The 24,405-nt window shown below is 34.5% G+C and carries 19 protein-coding genes; 17 read left to right on the top strand and 2 right to left on the bottom strand.

Annotated features, from left to right (window positions below; genetic code table 11):
• Window positions 1-162 precede the first annotated feature (162 nt).
• The 8 genes from MKX37_RS17335 to MKX37_RS17300 all read left to right on the top strand — a co-directional run bounded on the left by MKX37_RS17335 (window position 163) and on the right by MKX37_RS17300 (window position 11,324).
• Complete coding sequence (locus tag MKX37_RS17335; protein WP_078422174.1) at window positions 163-2,019, top strand: anaerobic ribonucleoside triphosphate reductase; 1,857 nt, start codon at window positions 163-165, stop codon at window positions 2,017-2,019.
• Window positions 2,016-2,468 (top strand): anaerobic ribonucleoside-triphosphate reductase activating protein, encoded by a 453-nt coding sequence (gene nrdG / locus MKX37_RS17330; protein WP_002128495.1) that lies wholly within the window; start codon window positions 2,016-2,018, stop codon window positions 2,466-2,468. The genes MKX37_RS17335 and nrdG overlap by 4 nt, the downstream gene beginning before the upstream one ends.
• A gap of 18 nt (window positions 2,469-2,486) precedes the next feature.
• Window positions 2,487-3,164: a response regulator transcription factor gene (locus tag MKX37_RS17325; protein WP_002087776.1), complete on the top strand. Its 678-nt coding sequence runs from the start codon at window positions 2,487-2,489 to the stop codon at window positions 3,162-3,164.
• Window positions 3,165-3,367: 203 nt separating this feature from the next.
• Complete coding sequence (locus tag MKX37_RS17320) at window positions 3,368-4,609, top strand: S1C family serine protease (protein ID WP_078422173.1); 1,242 nt, start codon at window positions 3,368-3,370, stop codon at window positions 4,607-4,609.
• 79 nt (window positions 4,610-4,688) lie between these two features.
• Window positions 4,689-5,102: a CoA-binding protein gene (locus MKX37_RS17315; protein ID WP_002014313.1), complete on the top strand. Its 414-nt coding sequence runs from the start codon at window positions 4,689-4,691 to the stop codon at window positions 5,100-5,102.
• A 378-nt stretch (window positions 5,103-5,480) separates the two neighbouring features.
• On the top strand, window positions 5,481-7,445 hold the full coding sequence (parE, locus tag MKX37_RS17310; RefSeq protein WP_002014314.1) for a DNA topoisomerase IV subunit B: 1,965 nt from the start codon (window positions 5,481-5,483) through the stop codon (window positions 7,443-7,445).
• A gap of 1 nt (window position 7,446) precedes the next feature.
• Window positions 7,447-9,870 (top strand): DNA topoisomerase IV subunit A, encoded by a 2,424-nt coding sequence (parC, locus tag MKX37_RS17305; protein WP_002014315.1) that lies wholly within the window; start codon window positions 7,447-7,449, stop codon window positions 9,868-9,870.
• Window positions 9,871-10,292: 422 nt separating this feature from the next.
• Window positions 10,293-11,324 (top strand): oxidoreductase, encoded by a 1,032-nt coding sequence (locus MKX37_RS17300; protein ID WP_078422172.1) that lies wholly within the window; start codon window positions 10,293-10,295, stop codon window positions 11,322-11,324.
• 56 nt (window positions 11,325-11,380) lie between these two features.
• On the opposite strand, the gene MKX37_RS17295 is transcribed toward MKX37_RS17300, so the two are convergent.
• Window positions 11,381-11,824: a VOC family protein gene (locus MKX37_RS17295; RefSeq protein WP_002128490.1), complete on the bottom strand. Its 444-nt coding sequence runs from the start codon at window positions 11,822-11,824 to the stop codon at window positions 11,381-11,383.
• A 59-nt stretch (window positions 11,825-11,883) separates the two neighbouring features.
• On the opposite strand from MKX37_RS17295, the gene MKX37_RS17290 reads away from it, so the two are divergent.
• Window positions 11,884-12,852 carry a helix-turn-helix transcriptional regulator gene (locus MKX37_RS17290; protein ID WP_341089087.1) on the top strand — a complete coding sequence of 323 codons (969 nt, stop codon included), beginning with the start codon at window positions 11,884-11,886 and terminating at the stop codon, window positions 12,850-12,852.
• 95 nt (window positions 12,853-12,947) lie between these two features.
• Here the strand turns inward: MKX37_RS17290 and MKX37_RS17285 are convergent, their stop codons facing one another.
• Window positions 12,948-13,541, bottom strand: coding sequence for a TetR/AcrR family transcriptional regulator (locus tag MKX37_RS17285; RefSeq protein WP_078422227.1), 594 nt, complete (start codon window positions 13,539-13,541; stop codon window positions 12,948-12,950).
• Window positions 13,542-13,705: 164 nt separating this feature from the next.
• On the opposite strand from MKX37_RS17285, the gene MKX37_RS17280 reads away from it, so the two are divergent.
• The 8 genes from MKX37_RS17280 to MKX37_RS17245 all read left to right on the top strand — a co-directional run bounded on the left by MKX37_RS17280 (window position 13,706) and on the right by MKX37_RS17245 (window position 24,360).
• On the top strand, window positions 13,706-14,599 hold the full coding sequence (locus MKX37_RS17280) for an ABC transporter ATP-binding protein (RefSeq protein ID WP_016120619.1): 894 nt from the start codon (window positions 13,706-13,708) through the stop codon (window positions 14,597-14,599).
• Window positions 14,592-15,398, top strand: coding sequence for an ABC transporter permease subunit (locus tag MKX37_RS17275; protein ID WP_002087759.1), 807 nt, complete (start codon window positions 14,592-14,594; stop codon window positions 15,396-15,398). Before MKX37_RS17280 ends, MKX37_RS17275 begins: the two co-directional genes overlap by 8 nt.
• Before the next feature lie 209 nt (window positions 15,399-15,607).
• Entirely contained in the window at window positions 15,608-16,141 is a 534-nt protein-coding gene (locus MKX37_RS17270; protein WP_000864747.1) for an RNA polymerase sigma factor, read from the top strand.
• A 12-nt stretch (window positions 16,142-16,153) separates the two neighbouring features.
• On the top strand, window positions 16,154-17,152 hold the full coding sequence (locus MKX37_RS17265; protein ID WP_078422226.1) for an anti-sigma factor: 999 nt from the start codon (window positions 16,154-16,156) through the stop codon (window positions 17,150-17,152).
• 17 nt (window positions 17,153-17,169) lie between these two features.
• Window positions 17,170-18,207 carry an LCP family protein gene (locus MKX37_RS17260; protein WP_002142691.1) on the top strand — a complete coding sequence of 346 codons (1,038 nt, stop codon included), beginning with the start codon at window positions 17,170-17,172 and terminating at the stop codon, window positions 18,205-18,207.
• Between the two features lie 347 nt (window positions 18,208-18,554).
• The gene (locus MKX37_RS17255) at window positions 18,555-20,252 is read left to right on the top strand and encodes a peptide ABC transporter substrate-binding protein (RefSeq protein WP_078203405.1); all 1,698 of its coding nucleotides are present in this window, start codon (window positions 18,555-18,557) and stop codon (window positions 20,250-20,252) included.
• 280 nt (window positions 20,253-20,532) lie between these two features.
• Entirely contained in the window at window positions 20,533-22,248 is a 1,716-nt protein-coding gene (locus MKX37_RS17250) for a peptide ABC transporter substrate-binding protein (protein WP_002167845.1), read from the top strand.
• A 417-nt stretch (window positions 22,249-22,665) separates the two neighbouring features.
• Window positions 22,666-24,360, top strand: a complete 1,695-nt coding sequence (locus MKX37_RS17245; protein ID WP_078422225.1) for a peptide ABC transporter substrate-binding protein — start codon at window positions 22,666-22,668, stop codon at window positions 24,358-24,360.
• Window positions 24,361-24,405: the final 45 nt, after the last annotated feature.

The raw sequence follows: 24,405 nt of genomic DNA, 5'->3' as shown, positions 1-24,405 counted from the left end.
TACCATACATTTGTAAAGAGCACATTTCTTTTTTATAAATGAAAAAGTCATTAATTTTTAAAAAAACTTTCACAGGAATGTTACATTTTTCACAGGAACAGAAGAACTATATGTTGTATGATTTTAATCAAAAGACAACAACATGTTGGTGGAGGGTTATGAATGTTGAAACAAAATGTACGTGGAGAAGAATTAATGAAAGTATTTGAGACAATTATCCACGGTAATGAACAAGATTTAATGCAGGAAAATGCAAATGTAGATGGTCGATCTCCAATGGGAGTAATGGGAACGTTCGCATCTGAGGGCGCAAAGTATTATGCAGTAGAAAAATTATTATCAGATCAAGTGAAAAAAGCGATAGATCAAAATATATTATATCCACATGATTTAGATTTTTATGCAACAGGAACGACGACTTGTTCGCAAATTCCGTTAGCGCAAATGCTAGCTAACGGTTTCCATACTGGACATGGACATATGAGACAACCGCAAGACATTAAAAGTGCGTTGGCGCTTTCTTCAATTATTTTTCAGGCGAATCAAAATATGCAGCACGGTGGTCAATCGTTTGCACTCTTTGATATTGATTTAGCTCCATATGTGAGAAAAACAGTAAAGAGACATAAAAAACGACTACAGTCATATCCGCTTACGAAAGAACAAATAGAGGAATTTGCATGGAAAGAGACAGAAAATGATACGTATCAGGCGTGTGAGGCTTTCGTTCATAATTCAAATAGTATGCATAGTAGGGGCGGGGGACAAGTACCATTTATTTCTATTAACTACGGAACAGACACATCGAAAGAGGGAAGACTTTTAATTAAGCAACTTTTAAAAGCGACGCAAGCTGGACTTGGTAAAGGAGAAACACCGATTTTTCCTATTCAAATTTTCAAAATGAAAAAAGGGGTGAACTTTGAAGAGTGTGATCCGAACTATGATTTATTTGAATTAGCGTTAGAAACGACCGCTGAGCGATTATTCCCTAACTTTTCGTTTTTAGATGCTCCATTTAATGCAGTGCACTATGATGGACGACCTGAAAGTGAAGTATGTTACATGGGATGTCGCACTCGTGTTATGTCTAATATACATGGAGAAGAAACGGCAATAGGAAGAGGTAATCTGTCGTTTACTTCTATTAATTTAGTGAAATTAGGGCTAATTAGTGGATCGAAAGAAGCGTTTTTTGAAGCGCTAAGTTATTATTTAGATTTAGGCGTTAAGCAATTATTAGAGAGATTTGCTTATCAATGTACAAAGAGAGCAAGAGATTTTCAGTTCTTATATTCACAAGGTGTATGGCGCGGTGGAGAGACGTTACAACCTGAAGATGCTGTGGCACCGATTTTAAAACAAGGGACGTTAAGTCTTGGTTTTATCGGTCTTGCAGAATGTTTAGTAGCGTTAACTGGAAAGCATCATGGAGAAAATGAAGAATCGTGGAAGCTTGGATATGAAATTATTTCCTTTATGAGAGAGAGAATGGATAAGGCGATGGAAGAACATCAACTCAATTTCTCTGTAATTGCAACGCCGGCAGAAGGGTTATCAGGAAAGTTTGTGAAAAAAGATAGAGAAGATTTTGGTGTAATTAGCGGTGTGACAAATCATAATTATTATACAAATTCGTTCCATGTACCGGTGTATTACAATATTCAAGCGATAGATAAAATTCGATTAGAAGGACCGTTCCACGCTCTTTGTAATGGCGGACATATTACGTACATTGAACTAGATGGTGCAGCTGTGCATAATCAAAAAGCGTTAAAGCAAATTGTACAAGCGATGGCGCAGTACGGAGTGGGGTACGGTTCAATTAACCATCCTGTTGATCGTTGTAAGTGCTGTAGTTATCATGGCATTATCGGGAATGAATGTCCGAGTTGCGGGAATGAAGATGAGAATGAAATAGAAAGAATTCGCCGCATAACAGGATATCTTGTTGGAGATATGTCAAAGTGGAATAGCGCGAAACGTAGTGAAGAGATGGATCGGGTGAAGCATAAATGAAAGTTATGAATATCATTCATGATAGTGTAGTAGATGGAGAAGGATTGCGGACAGTCGTGTTTTTTGCGGGCTGTCCGCATCGTTGTATCGGTTGCCATAATCCGAAATCATGGAATGTTTGCAATGGAACTGAAATGACGGTAGAAGAAATTGTGAAAGAGATTGAAAAAAATTCATTAACCGATGTAACATTTTCAGGCGGAGATCCATTTTTTCAAGCTGCTGAAGTGAAAAAAGTAGCAAAAGCAGTGAAGGATTTGAGAAAAAATCTATGGATTTATACAGGTTACAGGTTAGAAGAGATACAGAGTGCTCAAAATAATGATATGATAGAATTGTTACATTATGGGGATGTTTTGGTCGATGGAAGATTTGAACTTGATAAAAAAGATTTAACACTTCCATTTCGCGGAAGCTCCAATCAACGTATTATTCGATTGAAAGAGTAAAAAGGCGGGATAGGTTATATGAATAAAACAGTATTACTTGTTGAAGATGAAAGAAGATTACGTGAAATTGTTAGTGATTATTTTCGTAATGAAGGCTTTGAAGTAATCGAAGCGGAAGATGGAAAAAAAGCGCTAGAATTATTTGCTGAACATACAATTGATTTAATTATGTTAGATATTATGTTACCAGAAATAGATGGTTGGTCTGTTTGTAGACGAATTAGAAAAGAGTCAGCGGTACCAATTATTATGCTGACAGCACGTTCTGATGAGGATGATACATTACTAGGCTTTGAACTAGGTGCAGATGAGTATGTAACAAAACCTTTTAGTCCGAAAGTGTTAGTAGCTCGTGCAAAGACGTTATTGAAACGTGCGGATGGAGCGGTAGGAGTATCAGAAGAAAATACTATGTCTTTAGCTGGAATAGAAGTGAATCGACTATCTAGAACAGTTTTAGTAGATGGTGAAGAAATTATATTGACACATAAGGAGTTTGAACTTCTTGTTTATTTAATGGAGAACAAAGGAATTGTGTTGTCACGTCAACATTTATTAGATCAGTTATGGGGATATGATTACTACGGTGATGACCGAACGGTTGATACACATATTAAAAAACTGCGAAATAAGCTAGGAGATAAGGCGAAGCATATCGGCACTGTTATTCGAGTAGGTTACAAATTCGAAGAATAACCTTTAATTTACTATGCATCCCGGCTTTGGGATATAGCAAATTTACACTCTCCTTTGTAGGTGGAATGTACAAAAAATACTTTTCTTGTCTACAATGGTAGATAGGAGTATTTTTTTAATTGGATTTCACGATGAGTTCACAAGAAGGACACAAAATGTGACTATACTGAAAGTACGAATTCACCAGGGAGGGGAAATAAAACATGGGATATTACGATGGACCGAATTTGAATGAAGAGCATAGTGAAACGAGAGAAGTGAAAAAATCAGGTAGTAAAAAAGGATATTTTTTCACAGGTTTAGTTGGAGCTGTAGTCGGGGCGGTTTCGATTAGTTTTGCAGCACCATACATGCCATGGGTGCAAAATAATGATGCAGCTGTTTCGTCATTCAATTCTAATAAACAAGTAGAAGGAACTGTAGTTCCAGTTGTAAATAAAGCGAAAAATGAAACTGATTTACCGGGAATGATCGAAGGCGCGAAGGATGTTGTTGTAGGTGTTATTAATATGCAACAAAGTGTTGATCCATTTGCAATGCAACCGACAGGCCAAGAGCAACAAGCTGGCTCAGGATCAGGTGTTATTTATAAAAAAGCAGGAAATAAAGCGTATATTGTAACGAACAACCATGTAGTAGATGGAGCAAATAAACTTGCTGTAAAACTAAGTGATGGTAAAAAGGTAGATGCAAAGCTTGTAGGGAAAGACCCTTGGTTAGATTTAGCGGTTGTAGAAATTGATGGATCTAATGTAAATAAAGTTGCCACTTTAGGTGATTCAAGTAAACTTCGTGCGGGTGAAAAAGCGATTGCAATCGGTAACCCACTAGGGTTTGATGGAAGTGTAACAGAAGGTATTATTAGTAGCAAAGAACGTGAAATTCCAGTAGATATTGATGGCGATAAGCGTGCAGATTGGAATGCTCAAGTTATTCAAACAGATGCAGCGATTAACCCAGGTAATAGTGGTGGTGCGTTATTTAACCAAAACGGTGAAATAATTGGGATTAATTCAAGTAAAATTGCACAACAAGAAGTTGAAGGAATTGGATTTGCTATTCCAATTAATATTGCAAAGCCAGTTATTGAATCCCTTGAAAAAGACGGAGTAGTGAAACGTCCAGCTCTTGGAGTAGGTGTCGTTTCATTAGAAGATGTGCAAGCTTATACAGTAAATCAATTAAAAGTGCCAAAAGAAGTAACAAATGGAGTTGTATTAGGTAAAATCTATCCAATATCACCAGCGGAAAAAGCTGGTTTAGAGCAATATGATATAGTAGTAGCGTTAGATGATCAAAAAGTAGAGAATTCACTTCAATTCCGTAAATATTTATATGAAAAGAAAAAAGTAGGCGAGAAAGTAGAAGTTACATTCTATCGCAATGGCCAAAAAATGACGAAAACAGCTACATTAGCAGATAATTCAGCTACAAAGAATCAATAATCGGAATAAAAGAAAGTCTCTTTCATGTTGAAAGAGACTTTCTTTATCGGATATACTAAAGGAATAGGAGGGATAAATTATGATAATTGAAAACCCAACTCGTACGGAAATTGGTGAAGTATTAAAGAAAAGTAAAACGATTGCAGTTGTTGGATTATCAGATAAGCCAGAACGCACATCGTATATGGTTTCAAAAGCAATGCAAGATGCTGGGTACCGCATTATTCCAGTAAATCCAACAGTAGATGAAGTACTCGGAGAAAAGGCAGTTTCTTCACTGACGGATATTAAAGAACATGTTGATATTGTAAATGTGTTTCGTCGCTCAGAATTTTTAAAGGATGTTGCGAAAGAGTTTGTAGAGATTGATGCAGATGTTTTCTGGGCACAATTAGGAGTACAAGATGAAGATACATATAAACTTTTACAAGAAAAAGGCTACACAGTAATAATGGATCGTTGCATTAAAGTAGAGCATGTAATGACAAAATAGTATAGATTTTAAAGATAGAAAGATTGATTCAGCCCTCACTTTTTACATAAGTAGGGCGGATGAACGAGGTGTTCATCATGAGATTTTTTAAAGGCTGTTTTTGGGGATTGTTACTTGTTATCCCATTTTGGATATTGATCATTTGGATCATGATAAAGGTTTGGAATGTATAATGTTGGAATACATATCCATTTCTCGTTGACAAACGATTATTTTTCTGAAATAGTAGCCTAGAGGAATCCTTGTGAAAAAAAACAAGGATTTTTCTATTGAAAATAGTATATAAAAGAGATAAGATAACTTGCCAAAACTATAGTCGAGGCGTTATTCTATAATAGAAACATATGTTCTGATTTGATTAGGAAAGGGGCAAGGAGTTTGGCGAAGCATCAGTTCCAATATAATGAAGATGCAATCCAAGTGTTAGAAGGACTTGAAGCCGTTCGAAAACGCCCGGGTATGTATATCGGGAGTACGGATAGCCGTGGATTGCATCATTTAGTATATGAAATAGTAGATAACTCCGTTGATGAAGCATTAGCGGGATTTGGCGACGAAATTTCTGTCGTAATACATAAAGATAATAGTATTAGCGTAATTGATAAAGGGCGAGGAATGCCTACGGGAATGCATAAGCTTGGAAAGCCGACACCTGAAGTTATTTTAACTGTACTTCATGCTGGTGGTAAGTTTGGCCAAGGAGGCTATAAAACGAGTGGTGGTTTACACGGTGTTGGGGCATCAGTTGTAAACGCCTTATCAGAATGGCTAGTAGTAACGATTAAGCGAGATGGTAGCATTTATGAACAACGCTTTGAAAATGGTGGTACTCCTGCAACGACGTTAGAGAAAATCGGGAAAACGAAAGAGTCTGGTACAACGATGCACTTCAAACCAGATACAACTATTTTCAGCACAACAAATTATAATTATGAAACATTATGTGAGAGATTACGTGAATCTGCATTCTTATTAAAAGGAATGAAAATCTCGATAAAAGATGAACGTAATGATTTAGAAGATGTGTTTCATTATGAAACAGGAATTGAGGCTTTCGTTTCATACTTAAACGAAGAGAAAGATTCGATTCATCCAGTTGTATATTTCTCGGGTGAGCAAAATGGAATTGAAGCAGAGTTAGCGTTTCAGTTTAATGATGGTTACTCAGAAAACATTCTTTCGTTTGTAAATAATGTACGTACAAAAGACGGTGGTACACACGAAGCTGGATTTAAAACAGCAATGACACGTGTGTTCAATGAGTATGCTCGTAAAGTTTCTTTATTAAAAGAAAAAGACAAAAATTTAGAGGGTACAGATATTCGAGAAGGATTAGCTTCGATTGTTTCTGTACGTGTACCAGAAGACGTACTCCAGTTTGAAGGGCAAACGAAAGGGAAACTAGGTACAAGTGAAGCTCGTTCTTCAATTGATGCAATTGTATCTGAGCATTTAGCTTACTTTTTAGAAGAAAACCCGGATGTAGCTACACTTCTTGTGAGAAAGGCAATTAAAGCAGCACAAGCACGTGAGGCTGCTCGTAAAGCGAGAGAAGAAGCGCGTACTGGTAAGAAGAAGAAAAAATCAGAAGGTACTTTAAGCGGGAAGTTAACACCTGCACAATCACGTAATCCTCAGAAAAACGAATTGTATTTAGTAGAGGGTGACTCGGCTGGTGGTTCAGCAAAGCAAGGGCGAGATCGTCGTTTCCAAGCGGTACTACCATTACGTGGTAAAGTAATTAACACGGAAAAAGCAAAGCTTGCTGATATTTTTAAGAACGAAGAGATCAATACGATTATTTACGCAATTGGCGGAGGCGTAGGGAATGAGTTCGCTGTTGAAGATATTAACTACGATAAAGTTGTTATTATGACCGATGCAGATACGGATGGAGCACATATTCAAGTGTTACTACTGACGTTCTTCTACCGTTATATGAAACCACTTATTGAAGCTGGTAAAGTATTTATCGCACTTCCACCTTTATATAAAGTAAGTAAAGGAAAAGGGAAAAGTGAAGTAATTGAATATGCATGGTCTGATGAAGAATTAGGTGATGTAACGAAAAAGGTCGGTAAAGGCTACATGTTGCAGCGCTATAAAGGACTTGGCGAAATGAATGCCGATCAATTATGGGAAACAACGATGAACCCTGAAACACGTACGTTAATCCGTGTGAAAATTGACGATGCATCAAGAGCTGAGCGCCGAGTTACGACATTGATGGGGGATAAAGTAGAACCTCGCCGTAAATGGATTGAGCGTAATGTACAATTTGGTATGCAAGAAGAAGGAAATATTTTAGAAAATGAAATGATTATGGAGACGGAGGTGGAATAACATGCAGGCAGAGAAGTTTCATGACCTCCCGCTTGAAGACGTGTTAGGTGACCGCTTTGCACGTTATAGTAAATATATTATTCAAGACCGCGCGCTTCCAGATGCGCGTGACGGTTTAAAACCGGTACAAAGACGTATTTTATATTCTATGTATGTAGAAGGAAACGTACATGATAAAGCGTTTCGTAAATCAGCTAAAACAGTAGGTAATGTTATCGGTAATTATCATCCACATGGTGATTCCTCTGTATATGAGGCGATGGTCCGTTTAAGTCAAACTTGGAAAGTACGTAATGTTTTAGTTGAAATGCACGGAAATAACGGTAGTGTTGATGGGGATCCAGCAGCGGCAATGCGTTATACGGAAGCACGTTTATCACCAATCGCATCTGAGTTATTACGTGATCTTGATAAAGAAACAGTAGAATTCGTGTCAAACTTTGATGATACGAGTGAAGAACCTATTGTATTACCGGCAATGTTCCCGAACTTATTAGTGAACGGATCTACAGGGATTTCCGCTGGTTATGCAACAGAAATTCCACCGCATCATCTTGGAGAAGTAATTGATGCTACAATTATGCGTATCGATCAACCGAATAGTTCTGTGGAGGACTTGTTAACAGTTATTAAAGGACCAGATTTCCCTACAGGTGGTATTATACAAGGGATAGATGGCATTAAAAAAGCGTATGAAACAGGTAAAGGTAAAATTATTATTCGCGGAAAAGCAGAGGTTGAAACGATTCGTGGCGGGAAGCAACAAATCGTTATTACAGAAATTCCGTACGAAGTAAATAAAGCGAATCTTGTTAAGAAAATGGATGAATTACGTATAGATAAAAAGCTAGATGGAATTGCTGAAGTACGTGATGAGACAGATCGTACAGGTCTTCGTATCGTTGTAGAATTAAAAAAAGAAGCGAATGCTGAAGGTATTTTAAATTATTTATATAAAAATACAGATTTACAAATTCCATACAACTTTAATATGGTAGCGATAAATAATCGTCGTCCGACACTTATGACATTACCTAAGATTTTGGATGCATATATTGGACATCAGAAAGAAGTTGTTACAAGACGCTCACAATATGAATTAAGAAAAGCAGAAAATCGTCAGCATATTGTAGAAGGTTTAAAGAAAGCATTATCAATTTTAGATGAAGTGATTGAAACGATCCGTGGGTCTAAAGATAAGCGTAATGCGAAAGATAATTTAAGTGCGAAATTTGGATTTACAGAGGCGCAGTCAGAAGCAATTGTTTCACTGCAATTATATCGTTTAACAAATACAGATATTACAGCGCTAGAGCAAGAAGCAGCGGAACTTAGTAAGAAAATTATAGAGTTACAGTCAATTTTACAAAGTGAAAAAAGACTTTTTCAAGTTATTAAAACAGATTTGAAGAGAGTAAAGAAAACATATAGTGATAATCGCCGTGCGATAATTGAAGAGGAAATTGAAGAAATTAAAATCGATGTGGAAGTTATGATTCCGCAAGAAGATGTCATCGTTACTGTAACGAAAGAAGGCTATGTGAAACGAACAGGTTGGCGTTCGCATAATGCATCGAACGGGAAATACTTCGGTATGAAAGAGGGTGACATCTTACTTGAGCGTTTCGATACAAACACGACAGAAACCGTTCTTTTATTTACGAACAAAGGAAATTATATTTATCTTCCTGTGTATGAAATGCCAGAAATTCGTTGGAAAGATTTAGGTCAACACGTTGCGAATCTTGTTTCACTCGAGCGAGATGAATCGTTAATTTGGGCAACAGTCGTACCGAATTTTGAAGAAGAAAAACGATTTATCGTATTTGTTACCCGAAACGGTATGATTAAGAAAACAGAATTAAACCAATATAAAGTGCAGCGTTATTCACGGGCATTCGTTGCTGTAAACTTGAAAAAAGATGATGAAGTTGTTGATATATTTGCGACAGATGGGACAAGTGATATTGTTCTTGCAACACATGGTGCATATGCACTTGTATTCAATGAAGAAGAAGTAAGTCCAGTTGGTGTCAGAGCAGCTGGTGTGAAAGCAATTAATTTAAAAGAAGATGACTATGTTGCTTCTGGTAAACCGTTAAATGGTGAAAAAGATCAACTTATTCTCGTTACGCAGCGAGGTGCTGTGAAACGTATAAAGGCATCGGAAATTGAGAAATCAACGAGGGCGAAGCGAGGCCTTGTAATTTTTAAAGAGTTAAAACGTAATCCGTACCGCATTGTCGGTATTGAAATTGTTCGAGATGATGAATTAGTTTACATGAAGACAGAGAAACACATTGTAGAAGAAATTGATCCGAAAGCGTTTCGAAATAAAGACCGGTATAGTAATGGTAGTTTAGTACTAGATGTTAATGATACTGGTGAAGTAATTGAAACGTGGACAAAGAAAAGAACAGAATAAAGTGAAACTTTAATCAGTGGTTTTTTTCCATCCCCCACTGATTATTAGCCTTCACCAATCGGGCTTTTACGGGCAGTTGGTCTCCCGCCTAACTTCCCTCGCATTCGCCTTATTTTGAGGTGGGAGTCTTACTGCGCGTTAATGCGGGATAAAGGGAGCATCTTGCTATGAATGATAGCAAGATGCTTTTTTCTAAGCAAATCATTATGTATATAAAAATAATCTTGTTATAATAATGAAATGAAATCGTTCTCATAAAGTGAAACTTTAATCAGTGGGAATTTTCTTTATCCCCACTGATTATTAGTTGAACCAATCGGGCTTTTACGAGCAGTTGATTCCTCACCTAATTTCTTTGCTTTCGCTGAATTTTGAGTTAGGAATCTTACTGCCCGTTAAAGCGGGACAAATGGAGGGGCAACATGAAAAAAATAGGTGTAGGGATTGTAGGATTTGGATTTTCTAGTACAACATTTCACATCCCGTTATTACAAACGATAGAAGAATACGATATTCGTGCTATTTTATCATCAAAAGAAGAAGTAGTGAAACAAGCATTACCAAATGCTGAAGTTGTTGGTACAATTGATGAATTAGTAAATCGAGCTGATATTGACTTAGTGGTCATTACTTCGCCGAATACAACCCATTTTCCATATGTAAAAGAAGCAATTGTACACTGTAAGCATGTTGTTGTGGAAAAACCATTCGTTGTTTCAATTGAAGAAGGAGAAGAACTTATTTCATTAGCGAACCGACATAATGTCGTTTTAAGTGTGTATCATAATCGTCGTTTGGATAATGATTTCTTAACGATAAAGAAATTATTACAAGAAAAAAGAATAGGGAATGTATACGCATATGAAGCGCATTTCGATCGTTTCCGCCCACATGTACGCGATCGCTGGAGAGAAAAGAACTTACCAGGATCAGGTATATTATATGATTTAGGATCGCATTTAATTGACCAAGCATTATCATTATTTGGGAAACCAGATGCGATAAGCGCAGATGTAATAAAGCAACGACCAGGTGCAGAAGTGGATGATTACTTCCATGTTGTACTTCACTATGGAGTGAAGCGCGTTATTTTACATAGTAGCAGTTACGTAAAGCAAGCTGGACCACATTTTACACTGCATGGAGATAAAGGCTCTATCGTGAAGTATGGTATGGATTCACAGGAAGAACAATTAAAGACTGGAATGAAGCCAGGGGATAATGGTTATGGAGCAGACTCTGAAGAGAATTTTGCTACTTTAGAAACAGAAGAAAGCTTAGAGCGTATTCCAACAGAAGTCGGCTGCTATGACATGTATTATAAAGGCGTGCGAGATAGCATATTAAATGGTGAAAAGCTACCTGTAACTGCTCAAGAAGGTTTAGACGTTATTAAATTGATTCAATTGGCGACTGAGAGTAGTGAAACGGGTAGAGTCATTGCGGTAAAATAAAAAAGACACGAATTTCGTGTCTTTTTTATTAGGAACATATGAATATGACTCATTATTTAGTTTAATCGTTTATCATACATTAACTGGATTTGTATGCCGAAAGGATCTTCAATAATACCATATGCTTCACTAAATATATTTTTTTCTAATGGAGAGATTATTTTCACATGCTTATCGGAAATTAAATTATTATAAAATCTTTGTATTTCTTCTAAATTAGCACTTTGAATGCAAAGTGACATGTTATTTCCAACGCTATAACGTTCAGTAGGGTTCATTGTATCTTCGGCTATCATTAGCTTTGTATTCCCAATTTGTAAAACAGAGTGGGCAATATGATCTTTATTTTCATTTGTAATTTCAAAAGAACTATCTCTTTTGGCCAGTTCTTCATACGTAACAATCATTAACTTCTTGGCTTCTAAATTACGTGTATAAAAATTAATTGCCTCCTTTGCTTGCCCATCCATTGAAAGAAAAATAGCTATTTCTAATGTCATAAATATATAACTCCTTTATTAGTTAATAATTATAATATAGACTAAAAAGGTTTCAATACATGACACCTTTTATGGAGGGAAATATGAAAAAAACTGAACGAATAAATGATATGCTTATTTTCTTAAATAATAAAAGATATTTTAATTTAAAAGATTTAATGGTTAGATATGATATTTCTAAAAGTACCGCTCTACGAGATATTCAATCATTAGAAGAAATAGGTGTACCAATATATTCTGAACTAGGTAGAAATGGAAGTTATAAAATTATAGAAAATAGTGTGTTATCACCAATATATTTTAGTGTGGATGAAATGTATGCGTTATACTTTTTGATTCTTACATTAAATGGATACAAAACAAAGCCATTTAATATAGAAAGTATTGCGCTTGAAAATAAATTTAAACATGTATTACCTGATAATGTGAGTAAAAATATTTCAATCATGGAACGAACGCTTTCCTTTGAAGTAACAAATCATAGTAACTTTAGTCCGTTCTTAAAAGAACTTTTACAGGGGATTTTTGCTGAACGGGTTTATCGTTTAACATATTTGAAAAAAGATGAGGAGAAAGCATTGGTCGCCCAATTTATTCGAATAGAATCTAAATTTGGACAGTGGTATGCTAAAATTTTTAATTTTGAGACAAGTAATGTTCAAATAATTAGATGTGATAAAATTCTCTCTATTATGGAAACAAGCAATACTAATCCAAAAAAGCTCGAAGAACTATTAAGTTATCTTACTACTTTTCACAGAAAGCCTGATGCAATTGATTTTATTGTCATTGTTAATCAAGAAGGAAAAGACATTTTTGATAAAGAGAATTATCCTTCCATGAGGATACAAAAAGAAAAAGAAAATTACATTATAACAGGCTATTTTAACAAGAAAGAAATTGATTTTATTTCAAGTTATTTTTTGAATTTCGGAAAAACGATTATCTCAATTCAGCCTGTCATGCTGAAAGATTTAATCTATAATAAGGTAGTATCTATAAAACATCATTTAACTTCTTTGAGATAAAGTTAGTTTTAATAATTCTTTTCGACATGAAAAAGCCCTTGAGATTTAAATATCCAAAGGGCTTTTTTATGATTTTGTTTGTTCTTTAGAAAAAATTATTTTTCTGGGACGGAAAGTCCATAAAAAAACATCGTAACTACATCTTGTATATGTTTTTCTCGATCTCCTTCAAGAAGCTGTGCCCCGAAATCATCACCTAATTTAGTGAACATTTGAATGTAAAGTAACATCATTTCTTTTGAAAGGTGTGGATTAATTTCATTTTTGCGCTGTGCTTGTTCTAATATTTCTAAATACCAAGGCAAGATTTTTTCGTTTTGATAACTATAAATAAATTCTCGGAGCGCTTCGTCTCTTTGCATCATTTGTAGTAACATATCAGGCTGAAATACCCCCCCAGTATTCATTTTTCTTACAATCATTTTTTGCATCATATCATGAAAAGGTAATTTTTCTTCTGCAAGCTCTTTATAATATTGAAATTCAGATATTATAAATTCTTGTATAAGTTCCCTAAATAACGCATCTTTACTTCCGAAATGATTATAAATTGTCACTTGAGAAACGTTTGCTTTTTTTGCAATATGTTCTATTTTCACTTCATTAAATCCACGTTCTGAAAATAATTTAAAGGCCGCATCCTTAATGGCACGTTTTTTCTTTTCTTTCACTTTTTCAAAGCCGTTCAATACAATCACCTCATTTAAAATATACAAGAAAAAATAATTGAAAACAATATTTTTGAAATATGGACATATAAATATTTCAAAAAGTTGTTGCGAATATGAAAGATGAGGAGTACAATAATTTTGAAATATCACATGTTAAATATTTCAAAAAATGAGGTGGGTTTATGATTTCAGTTCAAAATGTCACAAAACAGTTTTCAAATGGAAAAGGCTTGTTTGATATTACATTTGAAGTGAAAGAAGGAGAAGTTTTTGGCTACTTAGGACCAAATGGTGCTGGGAAATCAACAACGATTCGTAATTTAATGGGATTTATAAAACCGACGGCTGGTAAAGCGACAATTTTCGGATTAGATTGTTGGGAAGATGCTGCGAAAATTCAAAGAGAAGTTGGCTATTTACCAGGAGAGATTTCTTTTATTGAAGGAATGAATGGATTAGAGTTTTTAAATTTGATGCAAGGAATGCGTGGGTTAAAAAATATAAAAAGACGAGATGAATTGATAGAACGTTTGCAGTTCGATGTGAAAACACCAATTCGAAAAATGTCTAAAGGAATGAAACAAAAAGTAGGTATAGTTGCGGCATTTATGCATGATCCAGAAGTGTTAATTTTAGATGAACCGACATCAGGACTCGATCCACTTATGCAGCAAGTATTTATAGATTTAATATTAGAAGAAAAGCAAAGAGGAAAAACAATCCTTATGTCATCGCACATTTTTACTGAGATTGAGAGAACTTGTGACAGAGTGGCTATAATTAAAGATGGTCGCCTTGTAACGGTTGAAAATATTCATGATTTACAAAGCTTGAGACGACAGGTAATAGATGTAACCGTATCATCTCAAGAAGAAATCGAGTCTCTTAAACAATGTGATTTGCAATTTGAAGGAGTGAAAGCTAGAGAGGCGTCAATTATTGTGCAAGGAAACTATCAAACTGTTTTACAAATACTTTCAAACTATAATGTAACTGCACTTCAAACGAGAGCGACGGATTTAGAACATTTATTTATGCATTATTACGAGAAGAAAGAAGGGGTAAAGCATGAATAAACAACTATTTTTAGCTAGTTTGAAAGAAACGAAAAAAAGTATATTGAGCTATGCTACTGGTGCAGCTCTTTATTTATGGTTATTAATTTGGATATTCCCATCGATGGTTTCAGCCAAAGGTTTAAATGAATTAATAAGTGCCATGCCTGATAGTGTGAAAAAAATTGTTGGAATGGAAAGCCCAATTCAAAATGTAATGGATTTTTTAGCTGGTGAATATTATAGCCTGTTGTTTATTATCATTTTAACAATTTTTTGTGTCACGGTTGCAACGCATTTAATTGCTCGTCATGTAGATAAAGGGGCGATGGCATATTTATTAGCAACACCTGTATCAAGGGTGCAAATTGCAATTACACAAGCTGCTGTTCTCATATTGGGGCTACTAATAATTGTAATTGTTACTTATGTAGCTGGTATATTAGGTGCAGAATGGTTTTTAAAAGATAATAACTTAAATCGAGAATTATTTTTGAAAATAAACATAGTCGGAGGGCTTATATTTTTAGTAGTTAGTGCCTATTCATTTTTCTTTTCTTGTATATGTAATGATGAAAGAAAGGCACTTAGCTACTCAGCCAGTTTAACAATCTTATTTTTCGTATTAGATATGGTAGGGAAATTAAGTGATAAGTTAGAGTGGATGAGAAATATATCTTTATTTACATTGTTTCGTCCGAAAGAAATTGCTGAAGGAACATATAATATATGGCCAGTAAGTATAGGCTTAACTGCTGGAGCGCTTTGTATCTTCATAGTAGCAATTGTAGTGTTTAGGAAGAGGGATTTACCGTTGTAAATTAGAAAGTCCACTTAATTAGTGGGCTTTTTTCGTTTGTAAATTCGAAGGGATATCTTTTAGAGAAACATTTAAGTAGATAGTCAAAATGGAATGTTTACATTTTTTCTTGTAGAAATATTCAAAAAGAAGTGAACCTTTTTCTAGGATACTCCGTCTAATATGTGTAAAGTTTAATTAATAGAGAGGCTGAAACAGGAGGACCAATTGTGAAAGTAATTCCTTTATATAAGATGATTGTAAAAGAAGAAACGGATGTTTCTTTAGCAAAAAAGGGTAATCATGAGGCTTTTATGACACTTATACATACAGAAAAAGTAAAGATGTATCGCATTGCGAAGGCGATGTTACGTGATGAGACGAATATAGAGGATGCAATGCAGGCAACAATTTTAAAAGCTTATGAAAATATAAAAAAACTGAAAAAGGAAGAGTTTTTTCAAACGTGGCTAATTAGAATTTTAATAAATGAGTGTAACAATATAATTCGCTCTTATAAAAAAGTAATTGTAATTGAGGATCATGATAGTAATATGGTGGCGTTCGATCGATATGAAGATATTGATCTTTGTAATGCTATTCAGTCTTTAACGGAAGAACTAAGAGCTGTAACTGTACTTTATTATTATGAAGATATGAATCAAGAAAGTATTGCAACGCTTTTAGAAATTCCAAAAGGCACGGTTAAATCAAGATTGTCACGTGCAAGGGAACAATTAGAAGAGCGATTAAAGATGGAGTAGGAGGTGGTTAAAATGGATAAAGAAAAATCATTTGATGAAAAATTAAAAAAGAGAATAGAAAAGGATAATACCGTATTGCCACAGGCACTAAATGAAAAAATTAATGATACACTTCATAATCTTCCTGTAAAAAGAAAGAGTTATAGAGTACATATGATGTTTATTAGTGCCGCTGTTCTAACGCTATCAATTGTATCTATGTCTGAGTTTTCTATACAGAGCTTTGCACAAAATGGAGGGATGTTTAATTACGTAAAGAAGAATGCGTTTTCTGATTATGAGAATGAAGAAGAAATAAAGTCGAACGTCAATCATCCAGATAAGGAGAAGATTCATCAAAAGATGCTTGATTCAATTGATCATTTCCAAAATGTTTCAGGGCAATTCGAAGAATATTCTAGCTCTACAAGAATTGCTACAACATATAAATATGTGATTGATACGGAGAAACAAAGTGGTATTTCATCTAAAGAAGACAAACTATCGAAAAAAAGCACGATTATTTATAACGAGGACGGAAAAAAAGAGTTTAATGATAAGAATAATACGTATAAAGAGACGAGATGGATCCCTAAAAAAAGAAATAATGAACTATTAAAATTAAGTCCTATGGAAAGGTTGTTGAGAAAATCAGGTGAGAAGAAACGGTATGATGACGAATATGTGGGATTCGCTAAGTACAGTATTCAATCAGAATTTGCTGATCTATTAATTCGATATAAAGATTGGAGTTATAAAGAAACGAAGTATCTTGGACTCGATTGCTACAAAATAGAAGGGGGAATAAACATAGAAATGCCTGTAAGTACATCTGAAGATTTGAGTGGGAAATTTGAAATGGTTGTAGAGAAAAATACGGGGATTATGTTGAAGTTCCTTAGTTTCCATGAAGGTATGATTCAATATTCGATTACGACTGAATGGATACAAATAAACAAAGGATTGAAAGAGAATGTATTTCAAAAGGATAGCACTAATTATGAAAAATTGAAAAACATATTAGATGAATAGAAAACGGAGGGAACTATATGGAGAATACCTCTCCTTCAAGAGAAAAGAAAAATAAACGAAAATATAAAAAGACAACGATCATAAGTGTATTGTTAGGAGTATTACTATTTGGCGGAGTGGGGTATGGTGCTTATGTATATATGAAAACTTCTAATCTCGTACAAAAATCTAATTTGAACTTATCGCGTGGTGAAAAATCAAATTTACGTGAGAAAGCTGTAAAGCCAATTACACACAACGTTTCAATGTTAATTATGGGGATTGATGAAAATCAAGAACGGCAAAAGGGCTATAATGGTGCATTTCATACGGATGCATTATTGTTAGCTACGTTTAATAAAGAAGATAAGACAGTGAAATTAACCAGTATACCAAGAGATACTTATACATATGTTCCAATCGAAAAGAAAAAAGATAAAATAACACACGCATATGGAAGTGGTTTCGTTAAAAACGGAAAGGATGGAGGGCCACAAGCTTCTGTTGAGGCAGTAGAAAAGTTGCTGCAAGTACCGGTAGATTATTTTGTGAAATTTAATTTTGGGTCATTTATTAAAATTGTCGATGGGCTCGATGGTGTTGAGGTAGATGTCCCGGTTGAATTTACTGAACAAAATAGTAAAGATGAACCTGATACGATTCACTTGAAAAAAGGGGTTCAAAAATTAACGGGAGAAGAAGCACTTGCTTTGGCGAGAACTCGTCATATTGATAGTGATGCAATGAGGGGACAGCGCCAACAACTTGTTATTGAGGCGATTTTAAGTAAATTAAAAAGTGTAGGGTCTATTACAAAACTGGAGAAAATGGTTGAGGCCGTCGATGGCGATTTTAAAACAAATTTAGCATTGGATGATATTTTATCTTTTTATAAATATGGTTTAGATTGTTCAGTTGAGAAGATTCAACTGAACGGTGATGATTTATATTTACCAAATGGCCCAAATGGGAAGCGTGTATATTATTATAATCCTAATAAAAAAGACTTGCAAAATTTGAGTAATACACTCAGAACACATCTTGGATTAAGTGAGAAGCAAATTGAGGGAAATTAAAGCGGATGTTATATCTGCTTTTTTTGTTTTTGTAGGAAAGAGATCTCTAGAATATACATTATTTATTAACGACAATCTACAGTCTATTTATTGGAAAGTATCATTAACACTATTAAATTAGTGTATATGTAACGATAATAAATGATGTTAAAAAACTATATGGAATTTTTATGAATATTACTGTAAGAAAATAATTTTTTAACAATTTTCAATAATAACACTTTACAAATTTTAAAAAATTAGTAGAATAAGAAGTAGTAAGAATCGTCTGATAAATATATAAAGAAAAACAGAATTATCAGAAAATTCTTAAATAGCTATCGTTTAGAATTAGGGAGGGTACAAAAATGAAAAAGAAAAAAATGAAAAAACTAACAGCAGTTGTAGTACCGGTTTTAGCAATGAGCATGGCATTAACAGCATGTTCTACATCAGGCGGAGATAAAAAGACAAGCACAAACTCAAGTGGAGATAGTAAGTCAGGGGAAAAATTAGCGGCAAAACAAGTTTTAAATCGAACAGTAACACAAGAGATTCCAACGATGGATTCTTCTAAATCAACAGATACAGTATCTTCACAAATGCTAGGGAATACGATGGAAGGGTTATATCGTCTTGATAAAGATAATAAGCCGATTCCAGCTGCGGCAGAATCTAGTACGAAAAGTGAAGATGGTAAAAAATATACATTTAAACTACGTAAAGATGCAAAATGGTCAAATGGTGATCCAGTAACTGCGAAAGATTTCGTATATGCTTGGCAACGTCTATTAGATCCAAAAACAGCTGCTGAGTATGCATTTATCGCATTCCCAATTAAAAATGCAGAAGTGGTTAATAAAGGAGAAAAACCTGTCGCTGAATTAGGAGTGAAAGCGGTAGATGATCTTACGCTTGAAGTTGAATTAGAGCAAGCAGTACCGTACTTCTTAAACTTAGTAGCATTCCCATCTTACTACCCATTAAATGAAAAATACGTAAAAGAAAAAGGGGAGAAGTTCGGCTTAGAGTCTGATACAACAGTTTATAACGGACCGTTCGTTCTTAAAGATTGGAAGCATGAACAAGGATGGCAATTAAAGAAAAATGATCAATATTGGGATAAAAAGACTGTAAAACTTGAAGAAGTTAACTTCAGTGTTGTAAAAGAGGCAGCAACGCTAATTAACTTATATGATAGCGGTCAAGTTGACTTTGCTTTATTAAATGGAGAGTTCGTAGATAAATACAGAAATAAGAAAGATGAATTCGGAACATTCTCACAAGTGAGCACGTACTTCATTCGTATGAACCAAAAACGTGATGGACAAGATACACCATTAAAGAGCAAAAAATTGCGTGAAGCAATTGCACTATCAGTTGATAAAAAGAATTTAGCAAACGTAATTTTAAATGATGGATCAAAAGAAGCTGACTTCTTAGTTCCAAAAGGATTAGCGACTGGACCGGACGGTAAAGACTTCCAAGAAACGTTTAAAAATGGTTTGAAACCAGATGCTAAAAAAGCTGCTGCATCATGGGAAGAAGCGAAAAAAGAGCTTGGTAAAGATCAAGTTACAATTGAATTCTTAAACTACGATACTGGTAATGCGAAAAAAGTTGGAGAATATATTAAGGACCAAATTGAGAAAAACTTAAAAGGTGTAACAGTTAACATTAAACTTCAACCATTTAAGCAAAAACTAAAATTAGAATCTGAGCAACAATATGATATTTCATACGGTGGTTGGAATCCAGATTATGCAGATCCAATGACATTCTTAGATATGTTTGAGTCTAAGCATTCTCATAACCAAATGAGCTTCTCAGATCCTAAATATGATGAAATGGTGAAGAAAGCTGGTACTGAATTAATGAGCGATGCGAAGAAACGTTGGGAAGAGTTAGGAAAAGCTGAAAAAACATTACTTGAAGAAGATGTAGCGATTGTACCTTTATATCAACGTGGGGATTCTTATGTTTTACAACCAAATGTAAAAGGTGTAGTAAAACATAATATCAGTCCAGAATTTAGCTTTAAGTGGGCATACGTGACTGAAAAATAATAGAGTTAAAAAAGCATTTCAAAGTAGCTTAGCTACTTTGAAATGCTTTTTTTAGCTCAGTTAAATAGAGAAGAATAAGGCGTATAGTATGTACATATAGTAGATGGGGGATAAATCATACTAATTTATGAAGATAAAAATCAGAATATTTAAAATAAAACTATTTACAAATACGAAAAATAGAGTAGAATAATATTAGTTATAATTTTCAGAAAATTAATTATTAGCAAGGGGTCTCTCAAGGGTTGGTAATGTACATATAATTAGGGAGGGTACAAAAATGAAGAGAAAAAAGATGAAAAAGTTAACAGCGGTTGTAGTACCAGTTTTAGCAATGAGTGTTGCATTGACAGCGTGCTCTGGATCAGGTGGGGAGAAGAAAACGACTACTACATCTAATAGTGGGGAAGAAAAAAAAGCTGATATTAAATATGCAGCGAAGCAAGTATTAAATCGTACGGAAAATCAAGAAATTCCGACGATGGACACTTCTAAATCTACTGATACGTTAGGGGCACAAATTTTAGGGAACACAATGGAAGGATTATATCGTCTTGATAAAGATAATAAGCCTATTCCGGCTGCTGCAGAATCAAGTACGAAAAGCGAAGATGGTAAAAAATATACGTTTAAACTGCGTAAAGATGCGAAATGGTCAAATGGAGATCCTGTAACAGCGAAAGATTTCGTATATGGATGGCAGCGCTTACTTGATAAAAACACAGCGGCAGAATATGCATTTATTGCTTACTATATTAAAAATGCAGAAGCGATTAATAAAGGAGAAAAACCTGGAACTGAATTAGGAGCGAAGGCGGTAGATGATTATACACTAGAAGTAGAATTAGAAAAACCGGTACCGTACTTCTTAAATTTATTAGCATTCCCGTCATATTATCCTTTAAATGAAAAGTTCGTAAAAGAAAAAGGAGAGAAATTCGGTTTAGAAGCAGATACAACATTGTATAACGGGCCATTTGTAATGGCATCGTGGAAACATGAACAAGGTTGGCAGCTGAAGAAAAATGATAAGTATTGGGATAATAAGACTGTGAAATTAGAAGAAATTAATTACAGCGTTGTAAAAGAAGTGGCTACAAAAGTAAATTTATATGATACAGGATCGATTGACTTTACATTATTATCAGGAGAATTTGTAGATAAATATAAATCGAACAAAGATGAATATGGTGAGTATTCAGAAGCAAGTACGTTCTTCTTACGTTTAAATCAAAAGCGTAACGGACAAGATACACCGTTAAAGAGCAAAAAACTTCGTGAAGCAATCGCATTATCAATTGATAAAAAAGGTTTAGCAAACGTTATATTAAATAATGGATCAAAAGCAACGGATCAATTGGTTCCAAAAGGGCTTGCGATAGGGCCGGATGGTAAAGATTATCAAGATACATTTAAAAATGGTCTGAAATATGATGTGAAAAAAGGCGCAGCAGCTTGGGAAGAAGCGAAAAAAGAACTTGGAAAAGATCAAGTTACAATCGAATTACTAAGCTATGATGATGGAACTGCGAAAAAGATTGCTGATTACTTTAAAGATCAAATTGAGAAAAATTTAAAAGGTGTAACAGTTACCACGAAAATTCAGCCATTCAAACAAAAATTAAAATTAGAGTCAGCGCAAGATTATGAAGTTTCGTTTGCAGGTTGGAGCCCAGATTATTCGGATCCAATGACATTTATTGATATGTTTGAATCGAAGAGCCCGTATAACCAAATGGGTTATTCAAACCCGAAATACGATGAAATGGTACAAAAAGCAGGTAATGAATTACTGTCTGATCCGAAGAAGCGTTGGGAAACGTTAGGAAAAGCAGAAAAATTATTCCTTGAAGAAGATGCAGGATTAGTTCCTTTATATCAAACAGGAAGATCATATGTAATGAAGCCAAATGTAAAAGGAATTGTGAAACACAACATTAGTCCAGAATATAGCTTTAAGTGGGCGTATGTAACTGAGGATGGCGGAAAGAAATAATATGAAAGCATTTCAAAAGTGGTTAATATGCTTTTGAAATGCTTTTTTTGTATGAATATGAGAATAAGACACATGGGAATTTTGAGGTCACCTTTAAAATTCTACTGTAGGAATAGTAGAAGGGATTCAATAAAATAGCTAGTGATATCATTTTTATAAGAAAAATATAGAACTTAGCAATAGCGAAGAATAAGAGGAGATATGTTTACATATAGTAGACGGGGGATAATTCATATAGTAGTTAAAACAACAAGTTACTATCATAAAAAAATAAATATTTAGAAAGTTTACAAAACTACTTTACAAAACTTGAAAAAACAGTAGAATATTAATTAATAAGAATTTTCTGATAACGAAAGTTAATAGGGAATCTCTAAATGTTAATATCGTACATATAATTGGGGAGGGTACAAAAAAATGAAGAGAAAAAAGATGACAAAATTAACAGCGGTTGTAGCACCAGTTCTAGTAATGAGTATGGCATTAACAGCTTGCTCGGGATCAGGGGATAAAGATAAGGCAAGCACAACGCCGAAAAGTGGCGAAAAAGAAGGCGGGAAATTAGCTGCAAAGCAAGTACTTAATTTAACAGAAACTCAAGAGATTCCATCTATGGATTCTTCTAAAGCGACAGACCAAGTATCGTTTCTTGCTTTAAATAACGTAATGGAAGGTTTATATCGACTCGATAAAGATAATAAAGCAGCACCAGGGGTTGCTGAATCATATAAAAAGAGTGATGATGGTAAAAAATATACATTCACATTAAATAAAAATGCGAAATGGTCAAATGGAGACCCTGTAACAGCGAAGGATTTCGTGTTTGCTTGGAAACGTGCGGTGGATAAAAATACAGCAGCGGAATATGCATACATTATGTTTGATTTAAAGAACGCAAAAGCAATTAATGATGGGAAAGCACCACTTGATACGTTAGGTGTAAAAGCTGTAGATGACTACACATTAGAGGTAGAATTAGAAAATCCAGTTCCTTACTTTGTAGAATTAACTTCATTCGGAACATTCTATCCGTTAAATGAAAAATTCGTAAAAGAAAAAGGAGAAAAATACGGTTTAGAATCAGATACAACGTTATACAACGGACCGTTTACATTAACAGATTGGAAACATGAAGAAGGTTGGAAATTAAAGAAAAATGCACAATACTGGGATAATAAAACAGTTAAATTAGAAGAAATCAACTTTAACGTAGTAAAAGATAGCGGTACACGTGTCAACTTATATGAAAGTGGACAAATCGATCGTGCAGCACTTGCATCTGAAATGGTTGACAAATATAAATCAAATCCAGATTTCTTTACACAAAAAACACCGTCAACGTTCTTCTTACGATTAAACCAAAAACGTGGTAATCAAGATACAGTGTTAAAGAGTAAAGATTTACGTTTAGCGATTGCAATGGCATATGATAAAAAAGGCTTAACGAATGTAATTTTAAATGACGGATCTACACCTGCAGATTACTTAGTACCAAAAGAATTTGCGAAGAGTCCAGATGGAAAAGACTTCCGTAAAGATAACGGAGATATTTTAAAAACAGATGTGAAAAAAGCAAAAGAGCATTGGGAAAAAGCGAAAAAAGAACTTGGAAAAGAGCAAGTAACTGTAGAGCTATTAAACTACGATAGCGATAATGCGAAAAAAGTAGGTGAGTTCTTAAAAGGAGAGCTTGAGAAGAACTTACCGGGCTTAACAGTGAATTTGAAAAACCAACCGTTTAAACAAAAATTAAAATTAGAATCAGATCTAGATTATGATTTATCTTACGCTGGTTGGGGACCTGATTACTTAGATCCAATGACATTCATTGATATGTTCGTTACAAATGGACCTCATAACCAAACTGGATATTCAAATCCGAAATATGATGAAATTGTAGAAAAAGGTAAAGGTGAGCTATTAACGAAAACGAAAGAGCGTTGGGATAGCTTACTGAAAGCTGAGAAAATGTTACTTGATGATGCTGTAATTGCACCGTTATATCAACGTGGTGATGCTCTTGTTCAAAGACCGAAAGTAAAAGGTATTATTCACCATCCAGTTGGTGGAGATTACAGCTACAAATGGGCATATATTGGTGAAGATAAGTAAGAGAGAGGGCGCGTGATGCGCCCTTTTTTTATGCACTTTTCTTCC

The sequence above is a fragment of the Bacillus sp. FSL R5-0709 genome (assembly GCF_038004785.1).
GTDB lineage: Bacteria > Bacillota > Bacilli > Bacillales > Bacillaceae_G > Bacillus_A > Bacillus_A mycoides.
The sequence above is the reverse complement of the archived record's forward strand: the minus strand, read 5'-3'. Positions and strand labels throughout refer to the sequence as shown.

What these genes read in the sequence shown, in the direction of transcription:
- MKX37_RS17325 (WP_002087776.1), top strand. Translation starts at nt 2,487, where the DNA reads ATGAATAAAACAGTATTACTTGTTGAAGATGAAAGAAGATTACGTGAA.
- MKX37_RS17335 (WP_078422174.1), top strand. Translation starts at nt 163, where the DNA reads ATGTTGAAACAAAATGTACGTGGAGAAGAATTAATGAAAGTATTTGAG.
- MKX37_RS17265 (WP_078422226.1), top strand. Translation starts at nt 16,154, where the DNA reads ATGGATAAAGAAAAATCATTTGATGAAAAATTAAAAAAGAGAATAGAA.
- MKX37_RS17320 (WP_078422173.1), top strand. Translation starts at nt 3,368, where the DNA reads ATGGGATATTACGATGGACCGAATTTGAATGAAGAGCATAGTGAAACG.
- MKX37_RS17260 (WP_002142691.1), top strand. Translation starts at nt 17,170, where the DNA reads ATGGAGAATACCTCTCCTTCAAGAGAAAAGAAAAATAAACGAAAATAT.
- MKX37_RS17300 (WP_078422172.1), top strand. Translation starts at nt 10,293, where the DNA reads ATGAAAAAAATAGGTGTAGGGATTGTAGGATTTGGATTTTCTAGTACA.
- MKX37_RS17255 (WP_078203405.1), top strand. Translation starts at nt 18,555, where the DNA reads ATGAAAAAGAAAAAAATGAAAAAACTAACAGCAGTTGTAGTACCGGTT.
- MKX37_RS17315 (WP_002014313.1), top strand. Translation starts at nt 4,689, where the DNA reads ATGATAATTGAAAACCCAACTCGTACGGAAATTGGTGAAGTATTAAAG.
- MKX37_RS17245 (WP_078422225.1), top strand. Translation starts at nt 22,666, where the DNA reads ATGAAGAGAAAAAAGATGACAAAATTAACAGCGGTTGTAGCACCAGTT.
- MKX37_RS17295 (WP_002128490.1), bottom strand. Translation starts at nt 11,824, where the DNA reads ATGACATTAGAAATAGCTATTTTTCTTTCAATGGATGGGCAAGCAAAG.
- nrdG (WP_002128495.1), top strand. Translation starts at nt 2,016, where the DNA reads ATGAAAGTTATGAATATCATTCATGATAGTGTAGTAGATGGAGAAGGA.
- MKX37_RS17290 (WP_341089087.1), top strand. Translation starts at nt 11,884, where the DNA reads ATGACACCTTTTATGGAGGGAAATATGAAAAAAACTGAACGAATAAAT.
- MKX37_RS17280 (WP_016120619.1), top strand. Translation starts at nt 13,706, where the DNA reads ATGATTTCAGTTCAAAATGTCACAAAACAGTTTTCAAATGGAAAAGGC.
- MKX37_RS17250 (WP_002167845.1), top strand. Translation starts at nt 20,533, where the DNA reads ATGAAGAGAAAAAAGATGAAAAAGTTAACAGCGGTTGTAGTACCAGTT.
- MKX37_RS17275 (WP_002087759.1), top strand. Translation starts at nt 14,592, where the DNA reads ATGAATAAACAACTATTTTTAGCTAGTTTGAAAGAAACGAAAAAAAGT.
- parC (WP_002014315.1), top strand. Translation starts at nt 7,447, where the DNA reads ATGCAGGCAGAGAAGTTTCATGACCTCCCGCTTGAAGACGTGTTAGGT.